Origin of the sequence: Piscinibacter lacus (genome assembly GCF_016735685.1) — a bacterium.
In the GTDB taxonomy this organism is placed as follows: domain Bacteria; phylum Pseudomonadota; class Gammaproteobacteria; order Burkholderiales; family Burkholderiaceae_C; genus Aquariibacter; species Aquariibacter lacus.
The window spans coordinates 37,403-49,611 of record NZ_JAERRA010000002.1 but is presented as its reverse complement, the minus strand read 5'-3'; the positions used below and the strand labels follow the sequence as shown (position 1 = coordinate 49,611).

Sequence of the window (12,209 nt, the reverse complement as noted above, 5' to 3'; positions counted from 1 at the left end):
CTTCATCGATCAAGCACGCAGAACACCAAGGATTTCGCCCATGGCAGTGACCACCGTCGCCCAGTTTGCCGCCGAGTTGAACCGTCCGGCCAACGCCCTGCTGGAGCAGCTCCAGGCCGCCGGTGTGGCCAAGGGCTCCGTCAGCGACGTGCTCAACGAGGCCGACAAGGAACGTCTGCTTGACTACCTGCGCCAGTCCCACGGCACCGCCGGCGGGGACCGCAAGAAGATCACGCTGACCCGCAAGTCCACCTCCGAGATCAAGCAGGCCGATGCCACCGGCAAGGCCCGCACGATCCAGGTCGAGGTGCGCAAGAAGCGCGTCTTCGTCAAGCGCGATGACGCGCCGCTCGATGCAGGCGCCCAGGCCGCCGCCGAAGAGGTGGCCGAGGCCGAGCGCTTCGACGCCGAGGCCCAGGCCGCCGCCGAGGCCGAAGCCGCCGCCGAGGCCCAGCGCCGCGCCGACGAGGCCCGCGCCGCGGCCGAAGCCGAGGCCGCCGAGCGTGCCCGCCAGGACGAGGAAGCCCGCCGTGCCGACGAGGCCCGCCGCGCAGCCGAGGCCGCCGAGGCCGAGGCGCGCGCGGCCGAGGCCAAGGCGCAGGTGCAGATCGCCCAGGACCAGGTCCAGGCCTCGGCCGACGAGGCCCAGGCCGCCCGCAAGGTGGCCCAGCAACTGTCCCGCGATCGCGTGCAGGCCGAAGTGAGCGCTGCCCGCGCCGCAGCGGCCGGTCCGCTCCACCGCACGATGACCGCAGCCCCCGCACCGGCGCCTGCGCCGGCCCCTGCTGCGGCACCGGCCCCCACGCCGGCACCGGCTCCTGTCGCTGCGGCCACGCCGGCCGCGCCTGCACCGGCCGAGGCACCCGCCGCCGCGCCCAAGCCCACGCTGCGCGTGGTCAAGGCGGCCGACATCGAGGCCGAGGAGAAGGCCCGCCAGGTCGAGGCCGACAAGCGCCGCAAGGCGGCCGAGGCCGAGGCTGCGGCCATCCGCGCCATGATGTCCGCGCCGCGCAAGGTGCTGACCGCCAAGAAGCCGGAAGAGCCGGCCAAGCCCGCTGCCGCACCCGCCAAGGACGGCATCAAGGGCACCATCCACAAGCCTGCGGCGAAGCCGGGCGCCCCGGGCGCCGGCACGAGCGCCGCCAAGCCGGGCGAGAAGAAGTCCGTCAAGTCCGAGAAGCTCTCGTCGAGCTGGGCCGACGATGCCGCCAAGAAGCGCGCCGCCGCCGGCAAGGGCGGGGGCAGCGGCCGCAGCGACAACAGCCGCGGGGGCTGGAAGGCGCCGCGCGGCGGCCGCCGTGGCGACCGGGGCGACAGCGAGTCGACCTTCGTCGCGCCGACCGAAGCCCAGGTCTACGAGGTGCATGTGCCCGAGACCATCTCGGTGGCCGACCTCGCGCACAAGATGTCGGTCAAGGCCAGCGAGGTCATCAAGAAGATGATGCTGCTGGGCCAGATGGTCACCATCAACCAGCAGCTCGACCAGGAGACGGCGATGATCGTCGTCGAGGAAATGGGTCACAAGGCCTTCGCGGCCAAGCTCGACGACCCCGATGCCTTCCTGGAAGAGGAACACGCCGCGCAGGACGTCGAGTCCCTGCCGCGTCCGCCGGTCGTCACCGTGATGGGCCACGTCGACCACGGCAAGACCTCGCTGCTCGACCGCATCCGTGCGGCGCGCGTGGCGGCGGGCGAGGCCGGTGGCATCACCCAGCACATCGGCGCCTACCACGTCGAGACCGAGCGGGGCGTGATCACCTTCCTCGACACCCCGGGCCACGAGGCCTTCACGGCCATGCGGGCCCGCGGCGCCAAGGCCACCGACATCGTCATCCTGGTGGTGGCGGCCGACGACGGCGTGATGCCGCAGACCAAGGAAGCCATCCACCACGCGAAGGCGGCCGGCGTGCCCATCGTCGTGGCGATGAACAAGATCGACAAGCCCGATGCCAACCTGGAGCGCCTGAAGGGCGAACTGGTGGCCGAGCAGGTCGTGCCCGAGGAATTCGGCGGCGAATCGCCCTTCGTCCCGGTGTCGGCCAAGACCGGTCTGGGCATCGACGCGCTGCTCGAACAGGTGCTGCTGCAAGCCGAAGTGCTGGAGCTGACCGCCCCGGTCGAGGCGCATGCCAAGGGCCTGGTGATCGAAGCCAAGCTCGACAAGGGCCGCGGTCCGGTCGCCACCGTGCTGGTGCAGAGCGGCACGCTGAAGAAGGGCGATGTGGTGCTGGCCGGCGCAAGCTACGGCCGCGTCCGCGCCATGATCGACGAGGACGGCAAGACCACCGACAGCGCCGGCCCCTCGATCCCGGTCGAGATCCAGGGCCTGACCGAGGTGCCGGCCGCCGGCGACGAGTTCATGGTGCTGTCCGACGAGCGCCGCGCCCGCGAGATCGCCACCTTCCGCCAGGGCAAGTACCGCGACGTGAAGCTGGCCAAGCAGCGCGCCGCCACGCTCGAGAACATGTTCGAGAACCTCGGCCAGGGTGCGGCCCAGATGCTGCCGCTGATCGTCAAGGCCGACGTGCAGGGTTCGCAGGAGGCGCTGGCCACCTCGCTGCTCAAGCTGTCGACGCCCGAGGTCAAGGTGCAGATCGTGCACGCCGCGGTCGGTGGCATCAGCGAGTCCGACGTCAACCTGGCGATCGCCTCCAAGGCGGTCATCATCGGCTTCAACACGCGGGCCGATTCCGGTGCGCGCAAGCTGGCCGAAGGCAATGGCGTCGACCTGCGCTACTACAACATCATTTACGACGCGGTCGACGAGATCAAGGCGGCGATGGGCGGCATGCTGGCGCCCGAGCAGCGCGAGGAGATCATCGGCACGGCCGAGATCCGCACGGTCTTCGTCGCCTCCAAGATCGGCACGGTGGCAGGTTGCATGGTCACGCACGGCAAGGTCACGCGCAATGCGCGCTTCCGCCTGCTGCGCGAGAACGTGGTCATCTACACCGGCGAGCTCGATTCGCTCAAGCGCATGAAGGACGATGTGCGCGAAGTGGCCGAAGGTTTCGAGTGCGGCATCAAGCTCAAGAACTACAACGACATCAAGGAGCTGGATGTGCTGGAAATCTTCGAGATCAAGGAGATCGCGCGCACGCTCTGACCGCCCGCCGGTCGCAGACCCTGCACCCGACCTTCGCGGCCCGGCGGCCCGCCTGCTGCCGGGCCGTCTCGTTTACGCCCCGACCCCCTGAGCCCTCGCCCGCATGCGAACCAAGCGCAACCTTCCGAACCGCAGCTTCCGCGTCGCCGACCAGATCCAGCGCGATCTGTCGGAGCTGATCCGCGAGCTGAAGGATCCGCGCGTCGGCCTGCTGACGATCAGCGGCGTGCAGGTGACGCCCGACTATGCGCATGCCACCGTGCATTTCTCGCTGCTGGTCGGCGACCCGGTGGCTTGCGAGGAAGGCCTGAACGAGGCCGCCGGCTTCCTGCGCAACGGCCTGTTCAAGCGCCTGTCGATCCACACCGTGCCGACGCTGAAGTTCCGCTTCGACCGCACCACCGAGCGCGCGGCCGACATGAATGCGCTGATCGCGCAGGCCAATGCCAGCCGCGCGCTCGACGACGAGCCCGGCCCGACCTGAAGCCCATGCGCCCGAACACCGTCCGTCCTGCCCGCCTGCCGCGCCGCGCGCTGCATGGCGTGCTGCTGCTCGACAAGCCGCTGGGCTGGACGAGCAATGACGCGCTGCAGAAGGTCAAGGGCATGATGCGCGCCGAAAAGGCCGGCCACACCGGCACGCTCGATCCGCTGGCCAGCGGTCTGCTGCCGCTGTGCCTGGGCGCGGCGACCAAGTTCAGCCAGGTCAGCCTGGACGCCGACAAGACCTACCGCGCCACGCTCCAGCTTGGCGAGACCCGCGTCGGCGGCGACCGCGAGGGCGAAGTGCTGCTGCGCCGCCCCGAGGCCCTGGCCGCGCTGGACGCGCCACGCCTCGAAGCCGCCTGCGCCGCACTGCGCGGCCCGCAGTGGCAGACGCCGCCGATGCAGTCCGCGCTCAAGCACGAGGGCCGTGCGCTATACGACTACGCGCGCGCCGGCATCGAGATCGCGCGCGAACCGCGCCGCATCACGGTTCACAGCCTCGACATCCGCCACTGGCACGCTGACACGCTGGAGATCGACGTCCGCGTGAGCAAAGGCACTTACATCCGACAACTGGCCGAGGACCTGGGCGAGGCCCTGGGCTGCGGCGCGCACTTGGCCGGCCTGCGCCGTTTGGCCAGCGGGCCCGTGGGCCTGGATGCGGCGCTGACGCTGGACGCTTTGCAGGCCCTGACCCCGGCCGAGCGCGAGGCCCGCCTGCTGCCGCCGGACGTGCTGCTGGCCGACTGGCCCGCCCACACGCTGGACACCGAGGACGCCGCCCGCTTCCTGACCGGCCTGCGCCGCCGCGTGAAGGCGGCCGATGCCGAGGGCGTGCGCGTCTACGGCCCGCCGCCGCCGGCGGCCTGGGCGGCCGGCCACCGCGCGCCGGTCTTCCTCGGCAGCGCCCGCATCGTGGCCGGCGAGCTGATTCCCCTGCGCCTGCTGAGCCCGCCCGAGGTGCAGGCCCTGGCCGAAGGCCCGGGACCGATGCCCGAACGCCCACCGGACGATCCCGTCCGGGCGGCCCCGGCCCTGGCCGGCTGAGCCTCCCGCGCGGGCCGGCCGCTGCAGCCGAGCCCGCCCACCGACCGCCGCCCGGCGGTTGGCCCCCGGTCGGCGTGCCGCTTGCATGCCGTCCGCAGCCTCCTTGCGATGCGGCCCAAGCCGCGCCGCGCCCGCATCCGAACGCACCGAGAGAGTTCCATGAGCACGTCCCGCCAGATTCGCAATGTCGCGATCATTGCCCACGTCGACCACGGCAAGACCACCCTGGTCGACCAGCTGCTGCGTCAGAGCGGCACCTTCGCCGAGCACGAGAAGGTCGTCGACACCGTGATGGACAACAACGCGATCGAACGCGAGCGCGGCATCACCATCCTGGCCAAGAACTGCGCCGTGAGCTGGGAAGGCACGCACATCAACATCGTCGACACCCCGGGCCACGCCGACTTCGGCGGCGAGGTGGAGCGCGCGCTTTCGATGGTCGACGGCGTGGTGCTGCTGATCGATGCGCAGGAAGGCCCGATGCCGCAGACGCGCTTCGTCACCAAGAAGGCCCTGGCCCTGGGCCTCAAGCCCATCGTGCTGGTCAACAAGGTCGACAAGCCCGGGGCCAAGCCGCAGGCCGTGGTGAATGCCGCCTTCGACCTGTTCGACAAGCTCGGCGCGACCGACGAGCAGCTCGACTTCCCGGTGGTCTATGCCTCGGGCATCAACGGCTGGTCCTCGCTGGAAGAGGGCGCGCCGGGCGAGCAATGGGGCCCGGACATGTCGGCCCTGTTCAACACCATCCTCAAGCATGTGCCGCCGCAGCAGGGCGACCCGGCGGCGCCGCTGCAACTGCAGATCTCGGCGCTGGACTACTCCAGCTTCGTCGGCCGCATCGGTGTGGGCCGCATCAGCGCCGGCACGATCAAGCCCAACATGGACGTGGTGGTGATGGAGGGTCCGGACGGCAAGACCGTGAAGGGCCGCATCAACCAGGTGCTGACCTTCCAGGGCCTGGACCGCGTGCAGACCACCGAGGCCGGCCCCGGCGACATCGTGCTGATCAACGGCATCGAGGAGATCGGCATCGGCGTCACGGTGACCGACCCGCTCAACCCATCGCCGCTGCCCATGCTCAAGGTCGACGAGCCGACGCTGACGATGAACTTCTGCGTCAACACCAGCCCGCTGGCCGGTCGTGAAGGCAAGTTCGTCACCAGCCGCCAGATCTGGGACCGGCTGCAGAAGGAGCTGCAATCGAATGTGGCGCTGCGCGTCAAGGAGACCGACGAGGACGGCATCTTCGAAGTCTGCGGCCGAGGCGAACTGCACCTGACCATCCTGCTGGAGAACATGCGCCGCGAGGGCTACGAGCTGGCCGTGTCCAAGCCGCGCGTGATGTTCAAGGACATCGACGGCGTGAAGAGCGAGCCCATGGAGCTGGTCACCGCCGACGTCGAGGAACAGCACCAGGGCGGCGTGATGCAGGCCCTGGGCCTGCGCAAGGGCGAGATGATCAACATGGAGCCCGATGGCCACGGCCGCGTGCGCCTGGAGTACCGCATCCCGGCGCGCGGCCTGATCGGCTTCAGCAACGAGTTCATGAACCTGACCCGCGGCTCGGGCCTGATCTCGTCGATCTTCGACGGCTACGAGGCCCACAAGGGTGAGATCGGCGGCCGCAAGAACGGCGTGCTGATCAGCATGGACGACGGCGAGATCTTCACCTACGCCCTGGGCAAGCTCGACGACCGCGGTCGCATGTTCGTCAAGCCCAACGACCCGGTCTACGAAGGCATGATCGTCGGCATCCACAGCCGCGACAACGACCTCGTCGTCAACGCCACCCGCACCAAGCAGCTGACCAACTTCCGCGTCAGCGGCAAGGAAGACGCGATCAAGATCACCCCGCCGATCGAGTGCACGCTGGAGTACGGCGTGGACTTCATCGACGACGACGAGCTGGTCGAGATCACGCCCAAGAGCATCCGCCTTCGCAAGCGCCACCTGAAGGAGCATGAGCGCAAGCGGGCCAGCCGCGAGATGGTGGCCTGAGGCCGCTGCGCCTGCGCCGCGGGAGCTGAGCATGCAGATCCCGACCCCGCGCCTTCGGCTTGAAGTCGAGCTCGGCGGCCCCGTCGACGGGGCGCCGCTGCTGATGATCATGGGCCTGGGCATGCAGCTCATCGACTGGCCCGAGGGCCTGGTCGGCATGCTGCACGACCGCGGCTTCCGCACGATCCGCTTCGACAACCGCGATGTCGGCCTGTCCGAGCGCTTCGAGGCGCTCGGCACGCCCAATCTGGCATGGCAGGGCCTGAAGCACTGGCTGAATCTGCCCGTCCATGCGCCCTACACCCTGGACGCGCTGGCCGAGGACAGCCTGGCGCTACTTGACGCGCTGGGCCTGGCCCGCGTGCATGTGCTGGGCATCTCGATGGGCGGCATGGTGGCGCAACTGCTGGCCGCCCAGTCGCCCGGGCGCGTGCGCAGCCTCGCCTTGCTGATGAGCAGCAGCGGCGCGCGCGATCTGCCGGGGCCGCGTCCGCGCGTCCGCCAGGTGATGCTCTCGAGACCGGCCAGCATGCTGGAAGAGGCGGTGGTCGAGCATCAGGTCAAGGTCTTCACGGCCATCGGCAGCCCGGGTTTCCCGCCCGACCCGGACACCCTGCGTGCGCAGTGCCGCCGCGCGGTGCACCGCAGCCGTCAAGGCGGGCCGGGCGCGGCTTCGGGCTATGCCCGGCAGCTCGCGGCCGTGGTGGCCAGCCCCGACCGCAGCCCGCTCCTGCCCGCCCTGCGCCTGCCGACCGTGGTGGTCCATGGCCTGGACGACCCCTTGCTGCCCCCGGCCTGCGGCGAGCAGTTGGCGCGCCTGATCCCGGGCGCGCGGCTGGAGCTGATTCCTGGCCTGGGCCACGACCTGCCGCCTGCACTGTGGCCGCGTCTGGCCGATGCCGTGGCGGCCAATGCCCTGCGCGAGCCAGCGGCTTGAACGATCCGGCCGCGCGCGATCCTGGCGACGATTCCGTGACCACCGCTTCCAGCCTGATCCCCGCCGGGCCGGTCTCGCCCTGGCGCGTCTGCGTCGCGCCCATGCTGGACTGGACCGACCGCCACTGCCGCGTCTTCCACCGCCTGCTGAGCCGCCGCGCGCGGCTCTACACCGAGATGGTGACCACCGGCGCGCTGCTGCATGGCGACCAGGGGCGGCATCTCGATTTCGACGCGCGTGAGCACCCGCTTGCCCTGCAACTCGGCGGCAGCGAGCCGGCCGACCTGGCCGCCTGCGCCAAGCTGGCCGAGGCCTGGGGCTACGACGAGGTCAACCTGAACTGCGGCTGCCCGAGCAGCCGGGTGCAGCGCGGTGCCTTCGGCGCCTGCCTGATGGCCGAGCCGGCGCGGGTGGCCGAGGGGGTGAAGGCCATGCGCGAGGCGGTGGCGATCCCGGTCACCGTCAAGCACCGCATCGGCCTGGGTCGCGTCGAAGACTACGGCTTCGTGCGCGACTTCGTCGGCACCGTGGCCGAGGCCGGCTGCACGCTCTTCATCGTCCACGCCCGCAATGCCTGGCTGGACGGCCTGAGCCCCAAGGACAACCGCGAGGTGCCGCCGCTGCGCCACGACTGGGCGCAGCGCCTGAAGCGCGACTTCCCGCAGCTCGGCATCGTCGTCAATGGCGGCCTGGCCGAGCTGCCGGACCTGGCCGCGCAGCTTGCGCAACTCGATGGCGTGATGGTCGGCCGCGCCGCTTACCACCAGCCCTGGCGCCTGGCCGGATGGGATGCCGCCTTCTTCGGCGAGCCCGCGCCGGCCACCGCGGCCAGCCGCGATGCGGTGGAGGCTGCGCTGGTCGATTACATGGCGGCCCTGCCGGCGGGCACCCCGTGGACGCATGTGGCGCGCCACATGCTGGGCCTGCGCGACGGCCAGCCCGGCGCACGGCGCTGGCGTCAGATCTGGTCCGACCATCGGCTCAAGGCCGAGCCGGTGCGGCAGGTGGCGGCGCTGGCGCGACAAGCTTGTCACGATGCTGAGGCAGGCTCCACGGTACCGGCCTGAACGAGGGGCAGGGCGTGTTTCGATGGTCGCCGGGTGGCCGCGGCGCACGGGTCAGGGCATAGAATTTCTGGCAGTCCTCGGCACACACCTCGCTTGTGTCGGCGCTTGAATCGGGCGGATGCATCCCGTCCCCACCCAGCCGCGGATGGCTGCTCCGGACCGGATTTGCCGGTCGTCCGCTTTCCACACAATGCGAGTCCGAGGGGGTTTCCTAAGTGAACAAGAGTGAGCTGATCGACCTGATTGCCCAGCAAGCCGACATCTCCAAGGCCGCTGCCGGCCGCGCGCTGGAGGCGCTGATCACCGGCGTGACCAAGAGCCTCAAGAAGGGCGACAGCGTCTCGCTCGTCGGCTTCGGCACCTTCGCGGTGACCAAGCGCGCCGGCCGGGTCGGCCGCAACCCGCGCACCGGCGCGGAGATCAAGATCAAGTCCGCCAAGGTGCCGAAGTTCCGGCCCGGCAAGGCGCTCAAGGACGCCTTGAACTGAGGGGCGCAGGCCCCTGGGCATCGATCGGTGCGGGTGCTTAGCTCAGTCGGTAGAGCGGCGCCCTTACAAGGCGTAGGTCGGGGGTTCGAGCCCCTCAGCACCCACCAACGCACCGGTCCGGCCCCGACGGCTACACTGCGGCGCCCGCAACCCGGGGCCCCGGATACAAGGCGAACCCCGGTTCGCCTTTTTCGTTTCTCAAGCGCTGCGCACCGTCCACGATGTTCGACTTTGTCCGCAACAACCAGCGGGTCCTGCAGTTCGTTCTCGTGCTGCTGATCTTCCCGTCCTTTGTCTTCCTCGGCCTGCAGGGCTACGAGGGCTTCAACGAGGGCGGCGGCGACGCCGCCGAGGTCGGTGACCTGAAGATCAGCACCGCCGAGTGGGATGCCACCCACCGCGACAACATCGAGCGCCTGCGCGCCCAGGATGCCGAGCTCGACATCAAGCAGCTCGACACGCCCGAAGCCCGCGAGCAGACCCTGCTGAGCATGCTGCGCGAGCGCACCCTGCTGTTCGCCGCGCTGAAGCAGCACCTGGCGATCTCCGACGAGCGCCTGATGCGCCTGTTCCAGACGAATGCGGATTTCGCCTTCCTGCGCAACCCCGATGGCACGCTCAATCGCACATTGATCGAGGCTCAGGGCATGAGCGTGGAGCAGTTCGAGGCCCGGCTGCGCCAGGACCTGGCGGTGCGCCAGGTGCTGCTGGGCATCGGCAACAGCCCCACCGGCTCCAGCGTGGCCGCCGAATCGGCCCTCGACGCCCTGATGCAGCGTCGTGAGGTGCGCTTGGCCCGTTTCGAGGCGGGCCGCTACCTTGCGCAAGCCCAGCCGAGCGAGGCCGACATTGAGGCCCACTACAAGGATCCGGCGAATGCCGAGGCGCTGTCGACGCCCGAGCGGCTGAAGATCGAATACCTCGTGCTCGATGCCACCCAGATCGCCGCCAAGATCGAGCTGAGCGAGGCCGAGGTGCAGGCCGCCTACGACGCCAACATCGCGCTCTACAGCCAGCCCGAGGAGCGACGCGCCCGCCACATCCTCATCCAGTCCGATCCCAAGGATCCGGCCGAGAAGCGGGCCGCGGCCCAGGCCAAGGCGGCCGAGATCCTGGCCCTGCTGCGCGCCAAGCCCGAGCGCTTTGCCGAGCTGGCCAAGGAGCGCTCCGAGGACAGCGGCTCCGCCAGCAAGGGCGGCGACCTCGACTACTTCGGCCGTGGCGCGATGGCCAAGCCCTTCGAGGACATGGTCTTCAAGATGCCGGTCGGCGCGATCAGCGAGATCGTCGAGACCGAATTCGGCCTGCACATCATCCAGACCACCGGCGAGCGCGGCAAGGGCAAGCGCAGCTTCGCCGAGGTGCGCGAGGAGATCGAAGGCAGCCTGCGCAAGGAGCGCGCGCAGAAGCTCTACGCCGAACAGGCCGAGACCTTCAGCAACCTTGTCTACGAACAGTCCGACAGCCTGGCGCCGGCCGCCGAGAAGCTGGGCCTGACCGTGCAGACGGCCTCGCTGATCGGCCGTTCGCCCGTCAAGGACGACAAGGTCAGTCCGATGGGCAATGCCAAGTTCGTGGCCGCGGTCTTTGCCGAGCCGGTGCTGAAGGAAAAGCGCAACACCGATGCGGTCGACCTGGGCGGCAACCGCCTTGCGGCAGCTCGCGTCGTCGACTACCGCGAGAAGCGCAAGCTCAGCGTCGAGGAAGCGCGCGAGATCGTCCGCAGCCGTGTCGCCCTGGCCCTGGCGGCCGAGCAGGCCCGCAAGGACGGGCAGGCCGCGCTTGCGGCCTGGAAGACCGCAGAAGGTGCTGCCGCGGCCGAGGCAGGCCTGACCGCCCCGGTGAGCATCTCCCGCCCGAACCCCCAGGGCCTGACGGAAGCGGCCATGAATGCTGTGCTGGCCGCGCCCCCCGACAAGCTGCCCACCCTGCTTGGCATCGACCTGGGCGGTGACGGCTACCTGATCGCCCGCGTCGACAAGGTGCTGCCCCGCGACCCGGCAGCCGGCGATGCCAAGCAGCTCAAGGAGCAGTACGCTGCCCTCTGGGCCTCGGTCGAATCCGATGCCTATGTCGAAACGTTGAAGGCGCGCTACAAGGCACGCGTCCTCGCGCCCAAGGCGGTCAAGCCGGCTGAAGCGGCATCGCGCTGAGCTATACTTTGGCCTCTTTGGTGGCTGTAGCTCAGTTGGTAGAGTCCCAGATTGTGATTCTGGTCGTCGTGGGTTCGAGTCCCATCAGCCACCCCACCTGAGATTTGATCAAGCCAAGGGCCCTGACTTCGGAAGAAGTCAGGGCCCTCTGTCATTGAGGCCGCGGATCGGGCTCCGATGGGCTCAGCTCTCGGCGATCAGCGACCAGCTTGCGCTGGCATAGACCGTCGCGCCATCGGCGCTGCCATACTCCGCGTAGGCGGGGTTGCTGGGCACGCCGTGCCAGCCGCCCGGAGTCTTGCCCTCGCGGTAGATGCGGGCGTGCAGCCGCCCATGCGCATCGAGCACGAGCACCGGCCGGCCGGGCGTCGGCCGCAGGTTGCGATCCCAGACCATCAGGGTGCCGGTCGGGCGCTCGGGTGCGAGCGCCTCGTCTTCCAGCACCGTCTTGAACGTGGATGGCCCCCTCCCTGGGTTGGTCATCAGCGTCTCCGGATTCAGCAGGGCAGGCTTGGTGAATTCCTCGGGCAGCAGCTCCGGGTCCCACGCCTCGACTTGGGCGGGTGAACGCATGCGCTGCGGCGAAGCGAAGGGGCGAAGGTCGTGATCCGTCGGGTCCGCGCCGTACAGACGTTCCCACTCCGAGGCAGCAATCGTCTCGTCATAGAGCGCCAGGACATTGAGTCCGAAGTGATCAGCGATACGTCGTGCGGTCTCGTGCGACGGGCTGCGAACACGGCCGCTGCAGATCTTGTGCAGCGTGGGCTGGAAGCCGGGTGTCCCCATGGCCTTGGCCACAGGGAGGGCGCCCCCCGCATCCTCCACAAGACGCCGGATGAGCTTGTGAGGTGACATGCACTCACTATGCACCAGCGTGGAATGCGCATCTGCATGACATCAAGGGCAAAAAGACACATCCAATTCCAC

General features: G+C 69.5%; 9 protein-coding genes and 2 tRNA genes. 10 read left to right on the top strand and 1 reads right to left on the bottom strand.

The features are described 5' to 3' along the window. Positions 1-40 precede the first annotated feature (40 nt). The 10 genes from infB to JI742_RS10445 all read left to right on the top strand — a co-directional run bounded on the left by infB (position 41) and on the right by JI742_RS10445 (position 11,378). On the top strand, positions 41-3,106 hold the full coding sequence (gene infB / locus JI742_RS10490; RefSeq protein WP_201826645.1) for a translation initiation factor IF-2: 3,066 nt from the start codon (positions 41-43) through the stop codon (positions 3,104-3,106). Between the two features lie 103 nt (positions 3,107-3,209). Then, positions 3,210-3,590, top strand: a complete 381-nt coding sequence (gene rbfA, locus JI742_RS10485) for a 30S ribosome-binding factor RbfA (protein WP_201826643.1) — start codon at positions 3,210-3,212, stop codon at positions 3,588-3,590. A gap of 5 nt (positions 3,591-3,595) precedes the next feature. Then, entirely contained in the window at positions 3,596-4,639 is a 1,044-nt protein-coding gene (gene truB, locus JI742_RS10480; protein WP_201826641.1) for a tRNA pseudouridine(55) synthase TruB, read from the top strand. A 159-nt stretch (positions 4,640-4,798) separates the two neighbouring features. Then, positions 4,799-6,637 (top strand): translational GTPase TypA, encoded by a 1,839-nt coding sequence (gene typA / locus JI742_RS10475; RefSeq protein WP_201826639.1) that lies wholly within the window; start codon positions 4,799-4,801, stop codon positions 6,635-6,637. A gap of 31 nt (positions 6,638-6,668) precedes the next feature. Then, entirely contained in the window at positions 6,669-7,574 is a 906-nt protein-coding gene (locus JI742_RS10470; protein WP_201826637.1) for an alpha/beta fold hydrolase, read from the top strand. 35 nt (positions 7,575-7,609) lie between these two features. Further along, positions 7,610-8,641 (top strand): tRNA dihydrouridine(20/20a) synthase DusA, encoded by a 1,032-nt coding sequence (gene dusA, locus JI742_RS10465; RefSeq protein ID WP_350309665.1) that lies wholly within the window; start codon positions 7,610-7,612, stop codon positions 8,639-8,641. Positions 8,642-8,856: 215 nt separating this feature from the next. Then, positions 8,857-9,129, top strand: coding sequence for an HU family DNA-binding protein (locus JI742_RS10460; RefSeq protein ID WP_182662448.1), 273 nt, complete (start codon positions 8,857-8,859; stop codon positions 9,127-9,129). 31 nt (positions 9,130-9,160) lie between these two features. Further along, positions 9,161-9,236: transfer RNA gene (locus JI742_RS10455), tRNA-Val, on the top strand. A gap of 114 nt (positions 9,237-9,350) precedes the next feature. Beyond that, positions 9,351-11,282, top strand: a complete 1,932-nt coding sequence (locus tag JI742_RS10450; RefSeq protein ID WP_201826635.1) for a peptidylprolyl isomerase — start codon at positions 9,351-9,353, stop codon at positions 11,280-11,282. 20 nt (positions 11,283-11,302) lie between these two features. Next, a tRNA-His gene (locus JI742_RS10445) sits at positions 11,303-11,378 on the top strand. Positions 11,379-11,465: 87 nt separating this feature from the next. Here JI742_RS10445 and JI742_RS10440 read toward each other — a convergent pair. Beyond that, the gene (locus JI742_RS10440) at positions 11,466-12,137 is read right to left on the bottom strand and encodes a hypothetical protein (protein WP_201826633.1); all 672 of its coding nucleotides are present in this window, start codon (positions 12,135-12,137) and stop codon (positions 11,466-11,468) included. Positions 12,138-12,209 lie beyond the last annotated feature (72 nt).